Below are 21,197 nucleotides of genomic sequence, written 5' to 3'. Positions count from 1 at the left end.
GGATCCTGTCCCGCCATCCCGGCCGGGCCCGGATCGAGCCCGGCCGGGCCGCCTCGTTCCACCGGCATATGCGACTGAATCAGGTCGATCACTCTGCGACCGCGTACGACCAGGTTGATCCACTCGATGTCACGCAATGGCCGTTTCACGCGAACCGCGAGTACCGCCGCGCACGAAACCGCCCACACGGGTGACATACGTCCGCCGCCTCGATGACCGGAGATGTCCGGATATCCGCTACAGGGTGATCCGGCAGGGCTAGAACGGGTGCCCCACGGCGCCGAGCGGTCCGCCCGGTCGGCGCGATGACGAGAGGACCCCTTCGTGAGCCACTCGCAGGACGACAACCCGATCACGCAGGTCACCGCGGCACAGTTGAACCGGATCGCCGGGCAGGGCGTCTACACCTCGCCCACCTCCGTGGACCCGGACGCCGTCAACGTCGCCGAGGCCCTGGTCGCCACCCTGAACGGCACGGCCGAGACGCCGCTGCTCACCGCCGACCTCCAGCAGCTCACCGAGCAGGTGCGGCAGAAGGCGACGATCGGCTTCCCCCGGATCACCGCCGACGACGGAGTGCGCCTCTCCGCGCACACGATCAAGCTCAACACCTCGGAACCCCGCCCGGTGGTGATCGTGCCGTCGGGCTGGACGCCCTTCGGCTGGATCCTGTTCGAGTACGCCTACCTCCAACTGGCGCTCCGCGGCTACCACGTGCTCGCCTACACCCCTCGCGGCATCGGCCTGACGTTCCCCCTCCCGGGCGGCGGTTTCATCGACGCCCCCTGGACCTCGCAGGGCACGATCGACGTGGCCGGCCCCTCGGACTGGGCCGACGGTTCCACCGTCATCGACTACGCCCAGCAGCACCTCAACCCGAGCAGGATCGCCTTCCTCGGCGAGTCCTACGGTTCCGGCATCAGCCAGCTGGTCGCGGCGAACGACCCGGCCGCTCGGGTGGACGCGGTCGTGGCCCTGAGCACGTGGGGCGACCTGGCCGACAGCCTCTACCAGAACGACACCCGGCACCTGGCGGCGGTCAACGCGCTGATCGAGTTCACCGGCGGCCCGATCGATCGCAAGTTCGACCCGGCCACCCGTCAACTCCTGGAAGACTTCCTGGCCGGCCGGAACCCCGAAGACGTGAAGATGTGGCTCAAGGAACGGTCACCGTCGTCGTACCTGGACGAGACCAACGCCCGCAGCGTTCCCACCTTCTTCTCGAACACCTGGCACGAGACGCTGTTCCCCGCCAACCAGACCATCGCGCACTTCGACGGCCTGACCGTGCCCAAGCGGCTCAACCTCTGGATCGGCGACCACGCCGCGCCCGAGGGCGCCGGCCTCACCATCCCGTTCAGCGGGCCGAACGTACCCGTCGAGGAGGCGTTCGCATGGCTCGACCACCACGTGCTCGGAGCCGACAACGGCGTCGGCGCATGGCCGCCGGTCAACAGCCAGATCATGTTCACGTACACGACCCGGATCGACCCGGAGACCGGACAGAACGTCATCACCGAGCCCGCCGTCCGCGAACCCAGGCCGTCCTGGGCGGACGTCACCACCTCCACCGAATCCTGGTACCTCACCGCCTCCTCCACCGACCGCCGCGACGGCGGACTCGACACCTCGCCGGAGACGGGCTGGAAGCGGGAGTTCACCGCAGGCCGGCTCACGGCCGCCACCGCGGTGGACGCCATCATCACGACGGGCCAGGCGGAATGGAAGGGCACCCCGAAGTCCTACCCCACCGGCACCTTCGACCGGCGCCACCTCGCGGTGTGGACCAGCGGCCCGCTCCAGAACGCACGCCGCATCCGCGGTGTCCCCGAGCTCTCCCTGACCGTCCGCAGCTCCGCCGCCGCCACGACCCTCGTGGCGTACCTGTTCGACGTCGCCCCGGACGACACCGCCCGCATCATCACGCACGAGCCCCTCACGCTCGCGGACCTGTCCCCCGGTGAGGACCGCAACGCCGCCTGGAAGTTGCAGGCCGCCGGCTACGACCTCGCCGCGAACCACCGGCTCATGCTGGTCGTGAACAGCAGGGACCAGCTCTACTCCGACGCCGGCGAGGGCGAGAGCAGCACCACCACGATCACGTCCGCGGAGGACAGCACCGCCCATCTGGTCCTGCCGCTCGGATAGTCCCCGCGTCGGCGTGACACGACACGGAAGACGGCGCGTCCACTGATCGGGGCCGGGCGCCGTGCCCGTCGAAGTCCCGTGCCCCGTCCTCCCCGGGAGGACGGGGCACGCGCCGTTCTTCCCCGCCCCCTGGCCCGTGCTCATGCCACCGGGGTGAGGCCGTGATCCCGAGCGGCGTGTCGAGGTGGGTCAGCGGACGACCTTGATGCCGAAGTGGCCGCCGAACTGCTGTCCGAGACCGAAGCCGATGGCGGAGTGCAGGTGGGCGTACATCTCCATCCCGCGGGCGCACACGAGCGGGCCGAGGTCGAGCACGTCGGTCCAGCCGTACGCCTCCAGCAGGTCGGTGACGCGCCGTTTGGCGTCGGAGTCCTCGCCCGCGACGAACATCGTGTGATCGCCGCCGCCGACCGCCTTCGGATCGACGACGGTGGTCTGTTCCTGGGTGACGAAGCTCTTGACGACCTGCGTGGCGGGCAGGGCGCGCTGGATCCGCTCGCCGAGGCTGTCGGTGTCGCACGGCTCCAGCTTCGGCATGACGCCCCACGGGGTGGGCCACGGGTGCTCGCTCTCGTGCCGGTAGACGTAGGGAACCGCGTAGTCGACCAGGGTCTTGCCGGCGAGCCGGTCGGCGATGGCGCTCAGCGCGGCGACGGCGTTGTGCCCGTCGATGCCGTTGACGACCAGGTCGTCGGCCGCGGCAGCGGCGTCACCGAAGGACAGCAGGGTGATGCCGGGGTGCTCGGCGAGCCACTGCCCGTACGGGACGTTCCCCATCATGTCCGACTCGGTACGGGCGAGGGTGGCCTCGGGGTCACGGGTACCCACGTACACCTCGTGGCCCAGCTCGACGAGCTTGGCCGCGTGGGCACGGGCTCCGCCGCCGGTACCGAGGACTGCGATCTTCATGTGGGGGCCTTCCGGTGGTTCGGGTGTTCGGGGTCGGACAAATCCACCGTAGGGGGCTTTTAGGACAGCATCTGTCCTCTGCGGAGACCTGCGCGCGGCGTCCGCCGGTCGGCGGCGTGGACGTCGCGGTCCACACCGGGCCCGGCGGCCCCACCCACCGGGAGCACACGACCCGCCTTCGACGCCGCGCCCGGTGCGTTCAGGAGCGCCCGGCGCGGGCGGACGCGTGGAGGGCCCTGGTGACGGCCGTGGTGGTGGGGTTCTCGTTCTCGGTACGGCGGTTGGCGGCGAAGAGGAGACGGCGGATCGGGTCACCGACGACGCGGGCGACGCGCAGGCCGGGGGCGGCCCGGTCGAGGGCGCTGCGGGGCACCAGCGCGGCGGCCAGACCCTGCCGGACGAGGGCGAGTTGGGCACCGATGTCGGCGCTGACGTACCGGGGCGTCGGGGTGAGGCCCGCCTGCCGGCAGGCCGCGAGGATCGCGCGTCCGCAGTCCGTGTCCGACGGCGGCACCACGAGCGGATGGGCCGCCAGCTCGGTCAGCTCCACCGGATCCGAGGGGCCGGCCGCCGGGTCGTCGTCGGTCGCCGCGGTGACCGCGAGCAGGGGGTCGTCGAGGAGAGGGGTGATCTCGACACCGCGCGGGGGATCCTCGGGGAGGTGGCGGTAGTGCTGACCCACCACCACGTCCACGGTTCCGAGGGCGAGTTCGTGCAGCTGGGCGCGGTCGGTGATCAGGCAGGTGACGGTGAGCGCGGGGTGGCGGGCGGCGAGGGCGGTGAGTGCCGGCGCGACGATGCGGGCGACGGTCGACGGCAGGGCGCCCAGCGTCGTGGTGGTACCGACCGTGCCCCGGAAGGCGGCGACGGCGCTCTCGGCCTCCTCCATGGCGGCCAGGACCCGATCGGCGTGCGCCACGAGGACCCTGCCGGCCTCCGTCAGGGCGACGCTGCGCCCGTCGGGGCGCAGGAGGTCCACTCCGAGATCGTTCCTCAGCGCGGCCAGTTGCTGCGAGACGGCGCCCGCGGTCAGCTCCAGGGAGCGTGCCGCCGCGGCGATGGAGCCGCGGGCGGCGACGGTGCGCAGGAGGTGGAGACGTCGGGCATCGAGCATGATCCGTCAGTTTTCCTATCGGGTCGGCGTAGAAAAGACGCTCTTGTCCTGTCGAATACTCGCAGGTGATCGTCGTCGTATGGAGATCTCCTCATGCGTGGCCCGGGTGGCCCGACCGCTGCACGACTTCGGCGACGCGTTCATGTCCGATCCGGCGACCGCCGAGGTCGGGCTGCGCGCGGGCTTCGCCCCGGGCCGGGGCTTCTACTGCCGGGGGCGCTTCGGGGTCCTCGGCGAGGCGCCGTCCTCGGTGGTCCGGGCGGTCCAGGGGTTCCTCGGTCCCGGTCTGGTCGTGACGGGGTGGCGGGAGGGCCGCCCCGTGATGGCGGCCCGGGAGGCGGCGGAGCTCTACGCGGCGGCCGCCCGGGCGTGGGGCGGGGCGAAGGTCCCGGCCGACACGGACGTGGTCCGCTTCAACGACCTGGCGGCCCGGGTGATCGGGGCCGCCGACGGTGACGCGCTGCCGCTCTTCGCGGGATGGCGGGAGCTGGTCTGCCCGGCGGGCGACCCGGCGGGCTCGGCGATGCAACGGATCCACGTGCTCAGGGAACACCGGGGCGCCTGTCACCTCCTCGCCGTCCGGCGGTGCGGTCTGAGCGCGCGGGAGGCCATGGTCGTCAACCTGGGTGTCGAGAGTGCCGCCGCCTACGGCTGGCCGGACCCGCGGCCGGTGGCGCCCGAGCGGGCCGCCCTGCTCGGGCGGGCCGAGGAGTACACGGACGCGGCGCAGTCGTCCCTCTACGCGGTACTGACCGCGCGGGAGCGCGCGGAGTTCGTCGGGCTGGTGTCCGCCATCACCGGGGGGTGAATCCGGTGGCCCCGGCCCCGGCGCGGGGGTCCGCGGGCATCGGGCCGGCCTTGCCGCGCACACACCCGGAGGGGCCGAGGGAGAGCCCCAGGCCGCTGATGCCGGGGGGATCGGGTACCCGGGTGATCGGGTGATGGGGCACTCGGTACTCGGGCGCTCCGGTGCTCGTCGCAGGCCGCGCCCGCGGCGCACCGCGTGCCGTTGGCCCTGCGGCGGGGCGGTCGGTCAGGCGTCGAAGCGGTGGCGTGACGCTTCGATGTGGCCGAGGTACCGGTGGGTCCAGTCGCACATGACGTCCACGGTCTCTCGGAGGGCTCGGCCCGACTCCGTGAGGGAGTACTCCACGCGCGGCGGCACCGTGGGGTACACGTCGCGCACGACGAGCCCGTTGCGCTCCAGCATCCGCAGGTTCTGCGTGAGCATCTTGTGGCTGATGCCTTCGACCGCGTTGCGCAGTTCCGTGAAGCGCAGGGTGCGCTCGCCCACCGCCTCGATGATGAGCAGCGCCCACTTGTTGGCGACGTCCGAGAAGATCTCGCGTGCCAGGGAGTCCGCGCGCCTGAGGTCCGCATCGTCGGAAGGGCCGTTGATCTGCTTGGTCACCATGAGGTTCCCCTCTCACCAAAAAGTGCGTTCTTCCACGTCAGCGCTCACTCTTCTACGGTTACCGAGTATCCACAAGAGAGCGTGGTGCGGCCCGCTCCGGCGGTCGTTCCTCCCCGGGTCCTCGCGACAAGGAGCACGCATGACCATCAACCTGGTGAACCCCGACGGTCTGGTGAAGGTGGACCTCTACCGACAGGCGGCGGTGGCGACCGGATCGAAGCTGGTGTTCATCGCGGGCCAGGTCGCCTGGGACGCCGACGGCGTACTCGTCGGCGAGGGCGACCTCGCCGCCCAGGTCGAGCAGTGCTACCTCAACCTCGCGGCAGCCCTCGCCGGGGTCGGGGCCTCGTTCGACCAGGTCGCGAAGCTGACCGTCTACGCCGTCGACTGGGCGCCCGACAAGATGGCCCCGTTCGTCGAGGGTGTCGCGCGGGCGTCCGCCAGGCTCGGCCCCCTGCCTGCTCCGCCGCTCACCGGCATCGGGGTCGCGGCGTTGGCCGAACCTGGAATCCTGGTCGAGGTCGAGGCCATCGCCGTCATCGACTGACCGCTCCGGTCGAGCGGGCGCAGTCGGTGGGAGTCTGACCGAAGCGCTTCCAGGATCAACGGTCGTGCGGCCACGACCCGGCGACCGGGCCGGCTCATCGCCACGAGCCGCGCGGGGCGGCGAACCGGAGTCCGCGACGGGCCCTCAACACGAGGGTGGGGCGGGCCTCGGCGGCCGGAAGGGCCACGTGCCGTTCCTCGGCGACCGCCTCCCGTCGGGCGGTACGGGAGCCACCCGCGCGACCGTGAAGTGCCGGAAGGCCGATTCCCCTCTGGCGAAACCTGAATCGCAAATCGCATGATTACGGAAATGGCTTCGGATGGACCACGCACCAACTGGACGTTCGTCGCCGGCCACCGGAAGATGGACCTCGACCTGTCCGGCCTGACCTTCTGCGACGTCGTCGGCCTGCACGTCCTGCTCGACTTCGCCGCCTCGGCCGCCCTCGGCGGCAGACGGCTCGCGGTGACGGGCCTGAGCCGGCGTCTGGGCCGACTGCTGGACCTCAGCGGAACCCGCCACCTGCTCCCCATCGCACCCGATCCGACGGCGGCCCGCGGCGAGCACCGCGCCGAGGGGCCGGTCGCCGGGCCCGTCGTTTCCCAGGCGGTCGGCGTGCTGATGGCCGCCACCCCGTGCGGCGCCGCCGAGGCCAGGAGGATCCTGGTCCGCGCCGCCGCCGAGGCACACGTCGGCACGACCGCGCTCGCCACCGCCCTGGTGGCCGACTACCGCGGCACACCGATGCCCGCCCTGCTGGGGGCCGCCGCACCGGCGGACCCGTTCCTTCGCCCGTAGGAGGATCGGAAGATCCCGCACGACCGCCACCCGCTCGGGAGTCGAGGGTGTGCGCGACGCCGCGCAAGGCGTCGCCCGCCTGCACGACCTCGCCCTCCCGGGATGGCTCCCGCCACGTGCGAGACCTGCGAGGTCCACCGGAGCCCTCTCCGGCCTCGGGTAAACGGTCAGTCGAGGCAGAACTCGTTGCCCTCGATGTCCTGCATCGTGATGCAGGACTCGTTGACGCCGTCGGCGCGCTGGGTCAGCACGTGCTTCGCACCGAGCGCCATCAGCCGTGCGCATTCGGCCTCCAGCGTGGCCAGGCGCTCCTCGCCCACGAGCCCCGTGCCTGCCCGTACGTCGAGGTGCACCCGGTTCTTGACGACCTTGCCCTCGGGAACCCGCTGGAAGAGCAGGCGCGGGCCCACACCGGAGGGATCGGTGCACGCGAAGTAGGCCTCGTCCTCGGGCGGCAGCGAGCCGTGGTACTCCTCCCACGTGGCGAAGCCCTCCGGAACCGGCGGCAGGACGTATCCCAACACCTCGCACCAGAAGGCGGCGAGGCGCACGGGCTCCGCACAGTCGAAGGTCACCTGGAACTGCTTGATCGTAGACATCGGCGCACCATAACAGGGGCCCGGCGGCCGGGAAACGCGGCTGACAGATCGTCCGGGAGCTGCTTATGATGCGCGTGATGAAGACCTTCCTCCTCTCCGGATTGGGGGAATCGTCCGCTCAAGGTGAGTGCTGATGGCAGCTCACTTCGCGGACCCGATTCCCGCCCGCCTGTTGATGTGGCAACGCGTACGTGAGTACGCCGTGCCACCGTCCATGATCGAAGAAGCGACCGCCCGCCGTGCGAACGGCGACTGGGCCGGTGCCTGCGCCGTCGCCCGTGTCGACGTCGATCTCGATCTGCGCGCCGTGCGCCTGCGTCACGGCAACGAACTCACCGCCCGCCTCCGGGCGGACCTGCGACGGCTCGCGCCGGACCTGCTGCGCTGGCACATGCCCAGGGTCGCCCCCGACGGACGACTCCGGCCCGGTCTCACCGTGTCGTTGGCCCGCTACGGGGACCCGGGCACCCCGGCACCGCACCTCGTCGTGCGGACGCCGCCCGCCCGGGCGGCCGCGGGTCAGCGGATGTCCCTGGCGCTGTGGGAGGCCTCCGGACACGAAGCCGGCGTACACGACGCCGGCGTACACCACCCCCATCCGCACCCCGACCGCCGCTTCCGTCTTGACCTGCACCGTCACCTCTGGGACGCCACGCGCGCCGCCGAACTGGCCCGCCGCCGCGGTCCGGACGACTCGTACGGGGCCGACGGCCACGGGCCCTCCTGGCCGCCGGAGCACTGGGCTACCGAGGCGGAGCTGCTGCTGCGGGCCGAGGGCCGGCCCCGCGGTGCCCTGACCGTACGGCTCGGCGCGCGCGGCCGCACCGTGCTGGAACTGGTCGCTCCCGACGACGTGCACGTCCCGGTGCTCCGGCCGGCGCGGGAGGCGCCGTCGCGCCGGCGGATCGCGGAGCTCCCGGCGCTGCCGGAGGCGGCGGTGCGACCCCTTCCGGACCTGGAGCTGCTGCGGGCCGGGCTGTTCCCCGTGGAGCGGCTCCATCCGCTGGTCGCGGCGGCGCTGGCGGGACCCGCGGGCTTCGCGGACGCGCCGCCGGCCCCCGGTCCGGGGGACGACCCGCACCGCGTCGAGTGCCTGGGCCGGGTGCACCGGATCGCTCTGCGGGACGGGGTACTGGCGGCCGTCGACCACGGCCCGGCCGAGCTCGCCCGCGAGGACCTCCTCATGGCGCTGGGCGGGCCCGGGCTGCCCTGCCTGCGGGCGATCGAAGCGGTGCACCGCAGCCCCGAGGCGCTGCCCGCGGTCCGCGACCGCCTGGCCCACGGCGACGTCACCGGGGCCTTGGCCGTGGTCGAGGAGCTGCTCGGTCCCGGCGCGGTCCTGCGCGAGGGGCCCCTGCGCGACGCCTTGGAGGAGGCGGTGGCCGGCCGGCTGGAGCACGGGCTGTTCCGCTCGGGCCTGCTGCCGGTACACCCGGCCGCGGACGGGCCCGGTGGCGACGGCTGCCGGCCGCGACCCGACCGCCGTCTCCCGCGGGCGATACGCCGCAAGCGCGACAGTCGTACCCGGCCGCGGACCGGCCTGCGCGACTGAGGGCCGCCCGCGGGACCGCTCTCCCTCGGCCCTGCTCTTCCGCGTGCTCGCGGACCTCCTCCCGCGCCGGCCGACCCGGCGCACCCACCAACCGACCGCCCGTCGCGCGGCGCGCCCCGCGCTCCGTGCCCCGCGCCCCGTGCTCCGCGCCCCGTGCTCCGTGCCCGCGTACGCCACTCGGCCGCGACGGGCCTTCCGTCCTCGAATCCACCCAGGTGATGCCCATGACGTCCGACGTCCTCCTCCCCTCCCTCCCCCGACCCGAACTGCCCTCCCCGGCCGACCGGCCGCAACTCGGTCTCGCCGAAGACCTCCTGACCCTCCTGCGGACGACCACCACCGAACCCCGCCCCGACGAACAGCTGGAGGCCCTGACCCTGGCGGTCGCCGCGGACCTGCCGGTGCTCCTGTGGGGTGAGCCCGGCATCGGCAAGACCGCCGCGCTGACGCAACTCGCCGCCTCCCTCGATCTGCCGCTGACCACGGTGATCGCCAGCGTCCACGAGCCGACCGACTTCTCCGGGCTGCCCATCGTGGGCGACGACCCGGCGGTGAACGGGGTTCCCATGGCTCCGCCGCAGTGGGCGGTGGAGCTGGTGCGCGCCGGGCGGGGACTGCTCTTCCTCGACGAACTGTCCACCGCCACCCCCGCCGTCCAGGCCGCACTGCTGCGCGTGGTCCTGGAGCGGAAGGTCGGCTCGCTTCAATTGCCGCCGGGCGTACGGATCGTGGCCGCCGCCAATCCCCGCGCGTCGGCCGCGGACGGTTGGGAGCTGAGCCCGCCGCTCGCGAACCGGTTCGTCCACCTGTACTGGGTGCACGACCGGGACGTGGTGGTGCGCGGGCTCGGCGGGGTCTGGCCGAGGGCGGAGCCGCCCCGGCTGGACCCGGCGGGGTTGCCGGACGCGGTGGCGTTCGCCCGCCGTGCGGTGTGCGGTTTCCTCAACGCCCGGCCGACGCTGATCCACCGCCTGCCGACCACCGAGACCCGGCGCGGCGGCGCCTGGCCCTCGCCCCGCAGCTGGGAGGCGGCGATGACGCTGCTCGCGTTCGGTACGGCCGCCTCCGTCTCCCAGGACGTGCTGGCGCTGCTGGTCCGGGGTGCGGTCGGGGACGGACCGGGCCTCGAACTGCTCGCCCACATCGACCGGATGGAGCTGCCCGACCCGGAGCTGCTGCTCGCGGACCCGGGCGCCGCCGAACTCCCCGAGCGCGGCGACCTGCGCCAGGCGACGCTGGAGGCGGTCGTGGCAGCCGTCGGCACCCGACCGGTGCGGGAACGCTGGGAGGCGGGCTGGGCGGTGCTGGTGCGGGCTCTGGAGACCGGCGCACCGGATCTGTTGGTGGGCCCGGCGAAGGCGCTGGCCGCGTTGCGGCGCGAGGGCTGGGAGGTGCCGGAGGCGGTGGAGCGCCTCGCCCCGGTGGTCGGTCTCGCCCGGCGGGCCGAGGGCTCGGTGGCCCGGACCGCGGCCGCGGCCGGCGCCCGCGCCGCGGGCGGCCGCCCGTGACCGGGGCCGTGCGGCGGCCGGAGCCGCGCCCGAAGGCCCCGGCGGTGCGCCCGTTGCCGCGCCCGATGGCTCCGCCCCCGCCGCCCCGGCCGGTGCGCGTGGCGGCCCCCGGCCCGCCGCCGGGGCCCGTCGTCCCCCTGGACCGGGAGAAGCTGCTGGCCGCGCGCCTGCACGCGGTCGCGGTCCGCCCGTACCTCGCCGGTGCGCTCTTCGCGCTGCACGTGGTGGAGGACCGGTCGGTGCCGACGATGGCGGTCGACGCGTACTGGCGTTGCTACGTCTCCCCCCTCTTCGTGGCGCGGACCCCGCTGGAGGAGCTGGCGGGGGTGTGGGTGCACGAGGTCTCCCACCTGCTGCGGGACCATCACGGGCGCAGCGGGCGGTACGCGCGGCAGCACCCGGCCGGGACACGGCTGCAGCAGAACATCGCGGCGGACTTCGAGATCAACGACGACATCTACGGGGACGGCCTGCCGATGCCGGACGGCGCTGTACGACCGTCGATGCTCGAACTGCCGGACGGGCTGCTGATGGAGGAGTACCTGGGGAGATTCCTGCTCGTGGGCCGCACCCCGCGGTTGGCCTGGCTGGACTGCGGGAGCGGCGCCGACGGGTACGCACGGCCGTGGGAGCTGGGTCCCGAGGGGGCGCACGCGCTGAGCCGCCGGCAGCGGGACGCGGTGCGCTTCCGGGTGTCCGAGGCGATCAGCGGCCGGCCGGGGGAGGCTCCGCAGGGGTGGCGCCGGTGGGCGGAGGAGGCGTTCCACCCCCCGCAGCCGTGGCGGCAGTTGCTGGGTGCGGCGATCCGCGCGGCGGCGTGCGCTCCGGGGGCCGGTGAGGACCACAGCTACCGGCGCCCGTCCCGCCGCTCGGCCGGCGTCCCCGGCGTCGTCCTGCCGAGCCTGCGCCGGACGCCGCCCCGGGTCTGCGTCGTGATCGACACCTCGGGGTCGGTGAGCGACGCGGAGCTGGGCAGCGCGCTGTTGGAGGTGGCTGCGATCTCGCGGGCCGTCGGCGGGCGCCGCGACCTGGTTTCGGTGATCTCGTGTGACGCGGCGGCGGGTGTCGCCGTACCGCTGTGCCGCGCGGAGAACCTCGAACTGATCGGCGGTGGCGGGACGGACCTGCGCTCCGGCTTCGCCCGGGCGCTGCGCTCCCGGCCCGACGTCATCGTCGCCCTGACGGACGGCCAGACGCCCTGGCCCTCGGTGCAGCCGCCGTGCCGCACGGTCGTCGGCCTCTTCCCGCGCCCGTCGCGCCCCGTGGACGAGGACGACCCCGATCACGTCCCCGACGCCCCGCCGGCCTGGGCCCGGGTCGTGGCCATCGGTCAGGCCGCCTCCTAGGGACCCGAGCCCCGGACGCGGTCTTCGGTCGCGGACCGGTCGGGAGCATCGCCGCGCCCCGCGCCGCCTCTGTGCCGCCTCTGCGCCGCCTCTGTGCCGCCTCTGTGCCGCCGCGAGCGGGGCGGGGCCCGTGGGCCGGGCGGCGAGCCGAACGCGGGGACGTGCGCGCGGGATCGGGACCACCGGGGGACGGCCGGTGATCCCGATCCCTGGCCCCGCCGCTACCGCCGGCTACCGCCGCCCGCGACGCATGAGCCACAGCACCAGCAGGCAGCCGGGGACGGCCACCGCCAGGTAGACCGCCAGCGTCTGCGTCAGGCCCTCCCCACTCGACCTCCACGTGGTGCACAGCAGCACCCCGAAGAGCACGAACAGGCCGACGACCAGCCCGGTCGAGAGTCCGGTGGGGCGGCGCACGGCGGGCTCCCCCCTCGTCAGTAGCACTTCGCGCCGGCGCCCTTGCCGGTGTAGGTGAACTTCATCTCCACGCCGTTCTTGCACCGGTCGATGCCCTCGTTGCCGAGGGAGACGACGTACGCGTACACGCCGGCCGCGACCGCGGCGCCGATGCCGCCGGTGATGACCCCGATGAGTCCGGCCGCGGTCGCGGCCGAACCGGCGTTGACGGCCTTGGCCTGGGACTTGCTCAGCTTGACGTAGACGTACCAGCCGAGGGAGACGCCGCGGGCCACGCGCGAGGGGGCCTCGCCGTTCTCCCGGGGCAGGTCGCCCCGGACGACGGTGACGACGTCGGAGTCCTTGAAGGCCTCGACGGCCTCCTCGTAGGTGTAGCCGGCCGAGGCCAGGTCCAGGTAGGCGCCGCCTCCGTCGACGTTCACCACCCGCGCGGCGTTCGCCGGCTTCGCCGGGGCGGCCGACGCGACCGGTGCGACGGCCACGAGCAGCGAGGTGGCGAGGACGGCGGCACAAGCGGTCCGGAACGTGCGAGAGGACGTGGTGGTACCGAAGTTCATGTGGATTCCCCCATCAAAGCGTATGAATGAACGCATCTGTTGATCAGTCACCCAAAGTTGATCATGGGTGTGAAGGGAACCTAAGGGACGAAAGTCCCGCACATGCCGCCGAAAGCCCTTGCCCTCCGGGCGGGTCAGGGCCGGGCCGAAGGATCGCCCGCGTCCGCCGAGACGGCCCGGGCGGTCGCGAGCAGCCTGGGGAGCAGCTCCAGGACCCGCTCGTACGGCAGGACCACGTCGGGCACCGAGATCGAGGCCGCGGCCACGGCGCGACCGGAGGCGTCCCGGATCGGTGCGGCGATGCAGTTGATGAAGGACTCGTGCTCGGCGTGGTCCTCGGCCCAGCCCTGGTCCGCGACCTTGCGGAGTTCGGCGAGGAGGGCTTCGGGGCCGGTGATGGTGCGGGGCGTGTGGACGGTGAACTCGACGGCCTCGACCACGCGGCGGCGTTCCGCTTCGGGCAGGTCGGCGAGCAGCACCTTGGCGACGGCCGTGTTGTGCAGGGCCGCGCGCAGGCCGATGCGGGAGTACATGCGGACGGGGTGCCGGGAGTCGTACTTGTCGATGTAGACCACCTCGCCGCCCTCGTACGCCGCGAGGTGGACGGTCTGGCCGGTGTCCGCGTTGAGTTCGGCCAGGTGCGGGGCGGCGGTGCGGCGGATGCCGTGCTGTTCGAGGGCGAGGCTGGACAGGGCGAACAGGCCGGCGCCGAGGTGGTAGCGGTAGCCGGCGTCCCGGTAGACGAAACGTGCCTCCTCAAGGCTCTGGAGCAACCTCAGCGCGGTGGTCTTGTGCACGTCGAGGACCTGGGCGAGTTGTTCGAGGGAGCGCTCGCCCTCGCCCAGCTCGGTGAGGAGGCGCAGGGCGCGAGTGACGGTCTGGCTCATGGTTCGGGTCGCTCCGGTCGGTTCACGTGACGGTCGTCAGGGGGGACACGATGCCATCCGCCGTGACGGAGGTCGCGGCCCACTCCTCGACGGTCGCGCCGAGGAGGCGGGTCAGGACCGGTTCGGGGGCGGGTACGCCGTGGTCCTCGTGCGCGGTGAGCGCCGCGGCGGCACCGATGTGGCCGAGGCGCAGTCGGGCGCGCTGGTCGAGGCCGCGCAGGGTGCCGGCGAGGTAGCCGGCGGCGAACGCGTCGCCCGCTCCGGTGGGTTCGACCACCTCCACGGTCAGCGCGGGTTCGGTGACGGTCAGGCCGTCGCGGGTCAGGGCGGTCACGGCGTTGCCGGAGTCCTTGACGACGAGGGTGGCGGGCGAGGGGAGCAGGGCCCGCAGGGCGTGCGGGTCGCCGGTACCGAAGGCGGACTCGGCCTCGTCGGCGCCGAGCAGGACGATGTCGGCGGCGTCGAGCAGGGCCGGCAACACCCCGGGGTCGCGGTCGTGCCACAGGGCCGGACGCCAGTTCAGGTCGAAGCTGACGAGGGTGTCGGGGCGGCGGCGTCCGGGCGCGAGGAGCGCGCGCAGCAGCGCGAGGCAGCTGTCGGAGAGGGCGGCGGTGATGCCGCTGAGGTGCAGCAGTCGGGCTTCCGCGAGCAGGCGCGCGGCGGCGGGGTCGGCGAGCAGGTCCGGGCCGAGTGCGGAGGCGGCCGAGCCGGTGCGGTAGTAGTGCAGGCGGCTGTGGCCCGCGCCCAGGTCGCCGGGGCGTCCGGAGCCGCCGGTCTCCTTGAGGTAGAGGCCGGTGGGCCGGTACGGGTCGACGGCGACGGCACCGGTGTCCACGCCCCGGGCGTCGATCTCGGCGGTGAGGCGGCGTCCGAAGGCGTCGTCCCCGACGCGGCTGATCCAGGCGCTCGGTATGCCGAGGGCGGCCAGGGCGCAGGCCACGTTCGACTCGGCTCCGCCGACGGACGGCCGGAACGCGCCGACGGTGTCGAGCGGGCCGGGGCCGTCGGCCAACAGGACGGCCATCGACTCCCCCAGGCAGACGGCCTGGACCGGTTCGTCCGTTCGGGGTGCGGGTGCGGTGTCCTGCCGGTTCATCGGTGGCTGCTCCCTGGCTTCGGGTGTCTGCTGGTTCGTCGGGTCGGCTTCGGAACGCCGTTGACGGGTCGCCGTCCACGGACCGCCGTCCACGGGTCACCGTCTGCGTGGCGTCGCCTTCGGGGCCGTCGTCGGGACCCGCCTTCGGGAGGTCGCCTTTCGGGACCCCGCCCTCAACGCCTGCACATCCGAGGGCCCTTCGGGCGTTGCCATCCCTTCCGACGGAATGTTAGAACCATAGCCACAACATGCGCAACGACCGTTGCGCATGTTGCAACACCCTTCATGGGGTACCGCGTCCCACCAGCCGCACCGGAGGAACACCGTGGATCACCGGACCTACGCACGACGCCCCGCGGCCCGCACCCGTACGGCCGAGAGGACGTCCACGAGGGCGTCCACGAGGGCGTGCTCCTGATGGCCGACCTGCTCTTCCGTGACGCCACCGTCGTCGACGGCACCGGCGCCGAACGCTTCCGGGCCGACGTCACCGTCACGGACGGCGCGATCGAGGAGGTGGCCGTCCCCGGTACGGGCCGGCGCACCGCGCGCCGGGTCCTCGACTGCGACGGCCTGGTCCTGGCCCCCGGGTTCATCGACATGCACGCCCATTCCGACCTGCGGCTGCTCCTGGAACCCGAGCACCCGTCCCGGGTCACGCAGGGCGTCACCTGCGAGGTCCTGGGCCAGGACGGCCTGTCCTACGCCCCGGTCGACGAGACCACGCTGCCGGCGCTGCGCCGACAGATCGCCGGCTGGAACGGCAACCCCGACGAGCGGGCCCCTGCCGAGGGGCCCGGTTTCGCCTGGGACTGGCGCACCGTCGGCGAGTACCTCGACCGGATCGACCGGGGCGCCGGTGTCAACGCCTGCTACCTGGTGCCGCACGGCTCCGTCCGGATGCTCGCGATGGGCTGGGACGACCGCCCTCCCACCCCGACCGAGCTGGACCGCATGCGCGAGATCCTCGCCCAGGGGCTGCGCGAGGGCGCGGTCGGCATGTCCAGCGGCCTGACGTACACCCCCGGCATGTACGCCGACACCGCCGAACTCGTCGCGTTGTGCGAGGTGGTCGCCGCGTACCGCGGTTTCCACGCGCCGCACCAGCGCTCGTACGGGGCCGGAGCGTTGGAGGGCTACGCGGAGATGGTGGAGATCGCCCGGCGCTCGGGCTGCCCGCTGCACCTCACCCACGCCACGATGAACTTCGGCGTCAACGAGGGCCGGGCCGGGGAACTGCTCGCGCTCGTCGACGCGGCGCTGGCCGAGGGCCTGGACCTGACCCTCGACAGCTACCCGTACCTGCCCGGCTCCACCACCCTGTCCGCCCTGCTGCCCAGTTGGGCCGCCGAGGGCGGGCCGGACGCCACCCTGGCCCGGCTGGACTCCCCCGTCGACCGCGAGCGCATCCGGGGCGACGTGGAGGAGCGGGGCAGCGACGGCTGCCACGGCGTGGTCGCCGAATGGACCACGATCCAGATCTCGGGCGTGCAGCACGAGCACCTCGCGCCGCTCGTGGGCCGCACGGTCGCCGAGATCGCCGCCGAGCGGGGCCGCACCGGCACCGAGGTCTTCTTCGACCTGCTGCGCGAGGACGCCCTCGCCACGACGATCCTCCAGCACGTGGGCCACGAGGAGAACGTGCGGGCCATCATGCGCCACCCCGCGCACACCGTCGGCAGCGACGGGCTCCTGATCGGCGCCCGCCCGCACCCCCGGGCCTGGGGCACCTTCCCCCGCTACCTGGCCCGCTACAGCCGCGAACTGGGCGTGCTCAGCCTCGAGGAGACCATCACCCGGATGACGGGCCGCCCGGCCCGCCGGCTGGGCCTGGTCCGGCGCGGCCTCGTACGGCCCGGCCACCACGCGGACCTGGTGCTCCTGGACCCGGACACGGTCGAGGACACCGCCACCTTCGAACACCCCCGACGGCCGGCCGCCGGGATCCCCCACGTCTACGTCAACGGAACGGCGGTCGTCGAAGACGGCACGCCCACCGGCGCGCTGCCCGGACGGGCACTGCGCCGCACCGACCGAGGAACCGAGGCATCCCGATGACCGTCCCCGACCCGAACCCCGCGCGCCGTCCCGTGGCGATACCCCCGCCCGCACCCACACCCGCACCCGCACCCGGCCCTGTCGCGGCGGTCGCACCCGGCCCCGTTCCCGCCGTCCGCGCCCCCTCGGCGTTGTCGGCCGTACTGACCGCGGACCCGGTCATCGCCGTGGTCCGCGCACCGCGCATACCCGACGCCGCCGCGCTCTGCGAGGCGCTGGCGGCCGGCGGCATCCGCACCACCGAGCTCACCTTCACCACCCCCGGGGTGACCGCCCACATCGAGCGGGCCGCGGACGCCGGCCACCGGATCGGGGTCGGCACCGTACTCACCGCCGACCAGGCCCGCGAAGCGGTGGCGGCCGGCGCCGGCTTCCTCGTCACCCCGGGGCTGCGCCCCCTGGTCGCGGCCGTCGCGCACGAGGCGGGCGTGGCGGTGGTGATGGGCGCGTTGACGCCGTCCGAGGTGGCCGACGCGCTCGACCTGGGCGCGGCCGCCGTGAAGATCTTCCCCGCGAGGAACTTCGGCCCCGCCTACTTCAAGGACCTGCACGGCCCCTACCCGGGCATACCCCTGGTCGCGTCGGGAGGCGTCAACGCCTCCAACGCGGGCGCCTACCTCGCGAACGGGGCGCTCGCCGTCTGCGCGGGCACCGACGTCGTCCCCCCGGCCGTCGTCGCGGCCGGGGACTGGGCGGAGATCACCCGGCGCGCGGCGGCGTTCACCGAGGCGCTGGCCGGGGCGGGGACGGGAACCGGGACGGGCCTCGGGGCGGGGGGCGCGCGATGATCGACTGGCTCCGCCACGAGACGGCCGGGCTGCTGGTCCTGTCCGCCGTCTCCATCGCCCTCCTCCTCCTGCTGATCATCAAGTTCAAGCTCGAACCCTTCATATCCCTCGTCGTCACCGGCCTGTTGCTGGCCCTCGCGGCGGGCCTGCCCGTCAACACGATCGTGGGCACGGCCCTCAGCAGCAAGGAGTCCCTGATCGAGGGCGGCTTCGGCGGGATCCTCGGCCACATCGCCCTGATCGTCGGTCTGGGCTCGCTGCTCGGTTCGCTGTTGGAGGCCTCCGGCGGCGCCGAGGTCCTCACCCGGCGGCTGCTGCGCGCGTTCGGCGAGCGGCGCGCGGGCCTGGCGATGGGTCTGACGGGTCTCGTCTTCGGCATTCCCGTCTTCTTCGACATCGGCATCTTCGTCCTCGCGCCGCTCGTGTACGTGGTGGCCAAGCGCAGCGGCCGATCGATGCTGTTGTTCGCCCTCCCGTTGCTCGCGGGCCTGTCGATGACCCACGCGTTCCTGCCGCCGCACCCGGGCCCGGTCGCCCTGGCGGGGTTCCTCGGCGTCGACCTGGGCTGGCTCATCGTCATGGGGTTGGCCTGCGGACTGCCCGCGTTCTTCGTCGCCGGCGTGCTGTGGCCGAAGTGGATCGGCAACCGGATCATGATCGAGGTGCCGGAGGAGTTCGGCGTCCCGCGGGAGAACACGGCGGGCACGGGCACGGGCGCGGGCACGGGCCTAGACGTGGGCGCGGGCATGGACGTGGACGGTCGTGCCCCGGTGTCGTTGGCCAAGGTGATCGTGGTCATCTGCGTACCGCTGGTGCTGATCCTCGGAGCCACCTTCGGAACGGTCTTCCTCGACCAGGGCTCCGCCGTGCTGCCGTTCCTGACCTTCGTCGGGAACCCGGCCGTGGCCCTCACCCTGTCCTGCCTGGTCGCCATCAAACTGCTCGGTACCGACCGGGGCATGAGCGGCCAGCAGCTCTCGGAACTCGGTGCGGCGGCGCTGCGTCCGGTCGGCATGATCCTGCTGGTGGTGGGCGCGGGAGCCTTCTTCGGCGCCGTCATCTCGGCCACCGGCGTCGGCAAGGCCCTGGCCGGCACCCTGTCCACGGCGGGACTCCCGCTGATCGTCCTGGCGTACGTGATCTCGTGCGGCCTGCGCCTGGCCCAGGGCTCGGCGACGGTCGCGATCGTGACCACGGGCGGCATCGTGGCCCCTCTGGTCCGGGACTCCGACTACGGACAGCCCGCCCTGGCCCTCATCGCGGTCTCGATCGCGGCCGGCTCGATCATCGCCTCGCACGTCAACGACGGCGGCTTCTGGATCATCTCCAAGTACTTCAACACCTCGGTGAAGGACACCCTCAAGTCCTGGACCGTGTTGGAGACGATCCTGTCGGTCACGGGCTTCGCGGCGGCGGTGGGCCTGAGCCTGGTGCTCTGAGCCCCCGCGCCGGAACAGCGCGGATCGCGAGCGCGTCCGCCCTTCCCCCTCGACGACCGCGGCCGGAGGCGGCGCGGCCCGGATGCCGCGCCACGCCACCTCCGGGGGGGCACCGACATCGGGGCCGCGCCCACCCTCACGACGGGGTCGCGGACCGGGTCGCCGCCGACTGCCGCTCCGGCGGCGAGCCGAGGGTGGAAACGCCCGGCACGGGCAGGACGGCGACCACGGTGAGGATCAGCGCGCACCCGGCGAAGGCGGTGATCACCGACGCGGACCACACTCCCAGCAGGAGTCCCGCCGCCGCCACGCACACCGGCACGAGGGCCTGGGTGAGGAGGGCGTCGAGGGCGAACACCCGGCCGAGCATGCTGTCCGGAGTGCGGTCCTGGAGTGCCGCGCCCCACAGGACGGCGAACACCGAGGATCCCGCTCCGGCGCAGACGCTGCACAGGGCCACCCACACGGTCGGGGCCCCCGCCCACACGGTGGCGATCTGCGGCAGCTCGCACAACAGGCCGAGCATGGCGACGGTACCGGTCCGGTGGGACCGGATGCGCGGGGCGACGAGCGTCGCCACCAGCGCGCCGCACGCCGTCGCACCGGTGACCAGGCCGAGCGCCGCCGGTCCGCGGCCGCCGATGACGAGCGGTACCACCACCGCCATCGGGGCGATGACCAGCGCGGCCTGCGCGGTGCCCTGCAACATGATGCCGAGCATCCAGCCGTGGCCGCGCACGTACGCGACGCCGTCCAACGCCTCCCGCACCAGACCCGTCTTCGCCGAGCCGTCGGCGGCCGGGCCGGGGTGCGGTTCGTCCAGGCGCACCAGCGTGGCCATGCTGAACACGAAGGTGGCGATGTTGATCAACAGCCCCGCCCCCGGTGACGCAGCGGCGGCGACCAACCCTCCGGCGACGGGTCCGACGATGCCGGTGAAGCGGCTGGTGGCCGCCCGCAGCGCCGACGCCTCACGCCGCCGGTCCCTCCCGGCGAGTTGGGCGATGAGCGCCGTGTACGCCGGACGGTGCACGCCCGCCCCGCAACCGAAGACGAGCCCGAGGAGGGCCAGGAGCTCGATCGGGGCGTCCGGGCCCGCGAGGAGCAGGGCGACGACGCCGAGGATCCGCAGCAGGTCCGCCACGCAGATCACCAGTGAACGACGCGTCCGGTCCGCGACGGCCCCACCGAGGAGGAGCGTGACGATCCCGCCGAGCGCGGTCGCGGCGAGCAGCGTGCCCAACGCGCGCGGGGCGTCGTCCCGGTGCAGCAGGTACAGGGCGACGGTGACGGTGTAGACGCCGTCGCCGACCAGGCTGACGAACTGTCCTGCCCACACTCGCCCCAGCTTGGGCACTCGCAGGACGGAGAACATCGTCACCTCCCCACGACCCGCACCGGCCGGTCGGCCAACGCGCCGGTGACCCGGCCGACCAGGGAGGCGAGGGGCCGGGTACCGGGTGGCCTCCTGCCCGGTGCGGCCGTCGGTACGGGGCCTGCCGTGTCCACGACGAGATCGGCGAGGGGTACGTGCGCCTGGCCGGCGCCCACCAGGGAGTCGAGGAGTCGGCAGCCGCCGTGGTCCAGCCACTCGTCGGTGCCGGTGTCGCCGGCTCCCCGCGCCCGGACGCGGGCGAGCAGGCAGCGCGTGGAACGCTCCCGATCGGCGGCGTGGGGGAGGACGAGTACGGTCAGGTCGGCTGCCGCGAGGGCGTCGCGCACCCGCCGGGCGTCCGCGTCCGCGTGTTGCAGGAGGAGGCCGCCGCCCGTGTCGAGGACCGCCTCGGGGTGGCGCGCCACCTCCTGCGCCAGGGCCCGCGCCTCGAACCGTGCCTCATAGCGGTGGAGCGCCGGTGCTCCCCCTTCCTCGAAGAGCCGGTCGGCCCGGGCACCGGTGTACCCGAACCGCGCGTACCTCTGCGCGCGGGCCGTGTCGAAGTGCACGACGTCACGCCCCAGGGCGCGGGCGACCGTCGCGGCCGCCGTCGTCTTCCCCGCCGCGGGGGGACCGATGAACACG

Annotated in this window: 20 protein-coding genes; 10 read left to right on the top strand and 10 right to left on the bottom strand. The window is 73.6% G+C overall.

The features are described 5' to 3' along the window. The first annotated feature begins 324 nt into the window (after positions 1-324). On the top strand, positions 325-2,148 hold the full coding sequence (locus ACZ6ZI_RS21395) for an alpha/beta fold hydrolase (RefSeq protein WP_469523180.1): 1,824 nt from the start codon (positions 325-327) through the stop codon (positions 2,146-2,148). A gap of 189 nt (positions 2,149-2,337) precedes the next feature. On the opposite strand, the gene ACZ6ZI_RS21390 is transcribed toward ACZ6ZI_RS21395, so the two are convergent. Then, a complete protein-coding gene (locus ACZ6ZI_RS21390; RefSeq protein ID WP_469523177.1) occupies positions 2,338-3,057 on the bottom strand; it encodes an NADPH-dependent F420 reductase in 720 nt (239 codons plus the stop codon). 199 nt (positions 3,058-3,256) lie between these two features. Further along, on the bottom strand, positions 3,257-4,171 hold the full coding sequence (locus ACZ6ZI_RS21385; protein ID WP_469523175.1) for a LysR substrate-binding domain-containing protein: 915 nt from the start codon (positions 4,169-4,171) through the stop codon (positions 3,257-3,259). A gap of 79 nt (positions 4,172-4,250) precedes the next feature. On the opposite strand from ACZ6ZI_RS21385, the gene ACZ6ZI_RS21380 reads away from it, so the two are divergent. Beyond that, the gene (locus ACZ6ZI_RS21380; RefSeq protein WP_469523173.1) at positions 4,251-4,979 is read left to right on the top strand and encodes a helix-turn-helix domain-containing protein; all 729 of its coding nucleotides are present in this window, start codon (positions 4,251-4,253) and stop codon (positions 4,977-4,979) included. Between the two features lie 225 nt (positions 4,980-5,204). Here the strand turns inward: ACZ6ZI_RS21380 and ACZ6ZI_RS21375 are convergent, their stop codons facing one another. Then, complete coding sequence (locus tag ACZ6ZI_RS21375) at positions 5,205-5,585, bottom strand: winged helix-turn-helix transcriptional regulator (protein ID WP_469523170.1); 381 nt, start codon at positions 5,583-5,585, stop codon at positions 5,205-5,207. Positions 5,586-5,724: 139 nt separating this feature from the next. Between ACZ6ZI_RS21375 and ACZ6ZI_RS21370 the strand changes: the two genes are divergently transcribed. Both ACZ6ZI_RS21370 and ACZ6ZI_RS21365 read left to right on the top strand, forming a co-directional pair. After that, positions 5,725-6,132, top strand: a complete 408-nt coding sequence (locus ACZ6ZI_RS21370; protein ID WP_469523166.1) for a RidA family protein — start codon at positions 5,725-5,727, stop codon at positions 6,130-6,132. Positions 6,133-6,441: 309 nt separating this feature from the next. Continuing rightward, positions 6,442-6,930, top strand: a complete 489-nt coding sequence (locus tag ACZ6ZI_RS21365; RefSeq protein ID WP_469523164.1) for an STAS domain-containing protein — start codon at positions 6,442-6,444, stop codon at positions 6,928-6,930. Positions 6,931-7,097: 167 nt separating this feature from the next. Here ACZ6ZI_RS21365 and ACZ6ZI_RS21360 read toward each other — a convergent pair whose 3' ends face one another. Further along, a complete protein-coding gene (locus tag ACZ6ZI_RS21360) occupies positions 7,098-7,529 on the bottom strand; it encodes a VOC family protein (RefSeq protein WP_469523161.1) in 432 nt (143 codons plus the stop codon). 133 nt (positions 7,530-7,662) lie between these two features. Here ACZ6ZI_RS21360 and ACZ6ZI_RS21355 point away from each other — a divergent pair, with 133 nt between their 5' ends. The 3 genes from ACZ6ZI_RS21355 to ACZ6ZI_RS21345 all read left to right on the top strand — a co-directional run bounded on the left by ACZ6ZI_RS21355 (position 7,663) and on the right by ACZ6ZI_RS21345 (position 11,935). Beyond that, positions 7,663-9,081 (top strand): hypothetical protein, encoded by a 1,419-nt coding sequence (locus tag ACZ6ZI_RS21355; protein WP_469523159.1) that lies wholly within the window; start codon positions 7,663-7,665, stop codon positions 9,079-9,081. A 224-nt stretch (positions 9,082-9,305) separates the two neighbouring features. Then, the gene (locus ACZ6ZI_RS21350; RefSeq protein WP_469523157.1) at positions 9,306-10,589 is read left to right on the top strand and encodes an AAA family ATPase; all 1,284 of its coding nucleotides are present in this window, start codon (positions 9,306-9,308) and stop codon (positions 10,587-10,589) included. A gap of 65 nt (positions 10,590-10,654) precedes the next feature. Then, on the top strand, positions 10,655-11,935 hold the full coding sequence (locus ACZ6ZI_RS21345) for a vWA domain-containing protein (RefSeq protein ID WP_469523155.1): 1,281 nt from the start codon (positions 10,655-10,657) through the stop codon (positions 11,933-11,935). A gap of 231 nt (positions 11,936-12,166) precedes the next feature. Here the strand turns inward: ACZ6ZI_RS21345 and ACZ6ZI_RS21340 are convergent, their stop codons facing one another. The 4 genes from ACZ6ZI_RS21340 to ACZ6ZI_RS21325 form a co-directional block, all read right to left on the bottom strand. Further along, complete coding sequence (locus ACZ6ZI_RS21340) at positions 12,167-12,352, bottom strand: hypothetical protein (RefSeq protein ID WP_363053975.1); 186 nt, start codon at positions 12,350-12,352, stop codon at positions 12,167-12,169. Positions 12,353-12,369: 17 nt separating this feature from the next. Continuing rightward, positions 12,370-12,909 carry a hypothetical protein gene (locus tag ACZ6ZI_RS21335; RefSeq protein ID WP_469523153.1) on the bottom strand — a complete coding sequence of 180 codons (540 nt, stop codon included), beginning with the start codon at positions 12,907-12,909 and terminating at the stop codon, positions 12,370-12,372. 134 nt (positions 12,910-13,043) lie between these two features. Next, positions 13,044-13,796, bottom strand: a complete 753-nt coding sequence (locus tag ACZ6ZI_RS21330) for an IclR family transcriptional regulator (RefSeq protein WP_469523149.1) — start codon at positions 13,794-13,796, stop codon at positions 13,044-13,046. Between the two features lie 22 nt (positions 13,797-13,818). After that, on the bottom strand, positions 13,819-14,892 hold the full coding sequence (locus ACZ6ZI_RS21325; protein WP_469523146.1) for a sugar kinase: 1,074 nt from the start codon (positions 14,890-14,892) through the stop codon (positions 13,819-13,821). 417 nt (positions 14,893-15,309) lie between these two features. On the opposite strand from ACZ6ZI_RS21325, the gene ACZ6ZI_RS21320 reads away from it, so the two are divergent. The 3 genes from ACZ6ZI_RS21320 to ACZ6ZI_RS21310 are packed head-to-tail and all read left to right on the top strand — an operon-like array spanning position 15,310 to position 19,177. Beyond that, on the top strand, positions 15,310-16,950 hold the full coding sequence (locus tag ACZ6ZI_RS21320; protein ID WP_469523143.1) for an N-acyl-D-amino-acid deacylase family protein: 1,641 nt from the start codon (positions 15,310-15,312) through the stop codon (positions 16,948-16,950). Then, positions 16,947-17,738, top strand: a complete 792-nt coding sequence (locus tag ACZ6ZI_RS21315; protein ID WP_469523140.1) for a bifunctional 4-hydroxy-2-oxoglutarate aldolase/2-dehydro-3-deoxy-phosphogluconate aldolase — start codon at positions 16,947-16,949, stop codon at positions 17,736-17,738. Before ACZ6ZI_RS21320 ends, ACZ6ZI_RS21315 begins: the two co-directional genes overlap by 4 nt. Beyond that, positions 17,735-19,177 (top strand): GntP family permease, encoded by a 1,443-nt coding sequence (locus ACZ6ZI_RS21310; RefSeq protein WP_469523138.1) that lies wholly within the window; start codon positions 17,735-17,737, stop codon positions 19,175-19,177. Before ACZ6ZI_RS21315 ends, ACZ6ZI_RS21310 begins: the two co-directional genes overlap by 4 nt. A 136-nt stretch (positions 19,178-19,313) precedes the next feature. Here the strand turns inward: ACZ6ZI_RS21310 and ACZ6ZI_RS21305 are convergent, their stop codons facing one another. Continuing rightward, the gene (locus ACZ6ZI_RS21305) at positions 19,314-20,552 is read right to left on the bottom strand and encodes an MFS transporter (RefSeq protein ID WP_469523135.1); all 1,239 of its coding nucleotides are present in this window, start codon (positions 20,550-20,552) and stop codon (positions 19,314-19,316) included. Between the two features lie 2 nt (positions 20,553-20,554). Further along, positions 20,555-21,196: an AAA family ATPase gene (locus tag ACZ6ZI_RS21300; RefSeq protein WP_469523131.1), complete on the bottom strand. Its 642-nt coding sequence runs from the start codon at positions 21,194-21,196 to the stop codon at positions 20,555-20,557. Position 21,197: the final 1 nt, after the last annotated feature.

It is taken from the genome of Streptomyces sp. NPDC103540 (assembly GCF_055584445.1).
Note: the sequence above shows the minus strand (reverse complement) of the source record. Positions and strands in the feature narration are given on the sequence as shown.

What these genes read in the sequence shown, in the direction of transcription:
- ACZ6ZI_RS21390 (WP_469523177.1), bottom strand. Translation starts at nt 3,057, where the DNA reads ATGAAGATCGCAGTCCTCGGTACCGGCGGCGGAGCCCGTGCCCACGCG.
- ACZ6ZI_RS21385 (WP_469523175.1), bottom strand. Translation starts at nt 4,171, where the DNA reads ATGCTCGATGCCCGACGTCTCCACCTCCTGCGCACCGTCGCCGCCCGC.
- ACZ6ZI_RS21380 (WP_469523173.1), top strand. Translation starts at nt 4,251, where the DNA reads ATGGAGATCTCCTCATGCGTGGCCCGGGTGGCCCGACCGCTGCACGAC.
- ACZ6ZI_RS21375 (WP_469523170.1), bottom strand. Translation starts at nt 5,585, where the DNA reads ATGGTGACCAAGCAGATCAACGGCCCTTCCGACGATGCGGACCTCAGG.
- ACZ6ZI_RS21370 (WP_469523166.1), top strand. Translation starts at nt 5,725, where the DNA reads ATGACCATCAACCTGGTGAACCCCGACGGTCTGGTGAAGGTGGACCTC.
- ACZ6ZI_RS21365 (WP_469523164.1), top strand. Translation starts at nt 6,442, where the DNA reads ATGGCTTCGGATGGACCACGCACCAACTGGACGTTCGTCGCCGGCCAC.
- ACZ6ZI_RS21360 (WP_469523161.1), bottom strand. Translation starts at nt 7,529, where the DNA reads ATGTCTACGATCAAGCAGTTCCAGGTGACCTTCGACTGTGCGGAGCCC.
- ACZ6ZI_RS21355 (WP_469523159.1), top strand. Translation starts at nt 7,663, where the DNA reads ATGGCAGCTCACTTCGCGGACCCGATTCCCGCCCGCCTGTTGATGTGG.
- ACZ6ZI_RS21350 (WP_469523157.1), top strand. Translation starts at nt 9,306, where the DNA reads ATGACGTCCGACGTCCTCCTCCCCTCCCTCCCCCGACCCGAACTGCCC.
- ACZ6ZI_RS21345 (WP_469523155.1), top strand. Translation starts at nt 10,655, where the DNA reads ATGGCTCCGCCCCCGCCGCCCCGGCCGGTGCGCGTGGCGGCCCCCGGC.
- ACZ6ZI_RS21335 (WP_469523153.1), bottom strand. Translation starts at nt 12,909, where the DNA reads ATGAACTTCGGTACCACCACGTCCTCTCGCACGTTCCGGACCGCTTGT.
- ACZ6ZI_RS21330 (WP_469523149.1), bottom strand. Translation starts at nt 13,796, where the DNA reads ATGAGCCAGACCGTCACTCGCGCCCTGCGCCTCCTCACCGAGCTGGGC.
- ACZ6ZI_RS21325 (WP_469523146.1), bottom strand. Translation starts at nt 14,892, where the DNA reads ATGAACCGGCAGGACACCGCACCCGCACCCCGAACGGACGAACCGGTC.
- ACZ6ZI_RS21320 (WP_469523143.1), top strand. Translation starts at nt 15,310, where the DNA reads ATGGCCGACCTGCTCTTCCGTGACGCCACCGTCGTCGACGGCACCGGC.
- ACZ6ZI_RS21315 (WP_469523140.1), top strand. Translation starts at nt 16,947, where the DNA reads ATGACCGTCCCCGACCCGAACCCCGCGCGCCGTCCCGTGGCGATACCC.
- ACZ6ZI_RS21310 (WP_469523138.1), top strand. Translation starts at nt 17,735, where the DNA reads ATGATCGACTGGCTCCGCCACGAGACGGCCGGGCTGCTGGTCCTGTCC.
- ACZ6ZI_RS21305 (WP_469523135.1), bottom strand. Translation starts at nt 20,552, where the DNA reads ATGTTCTCCGTCCTGCGAGTGCCCAAGCTGGGGCGAGTGTGGGCAGGA.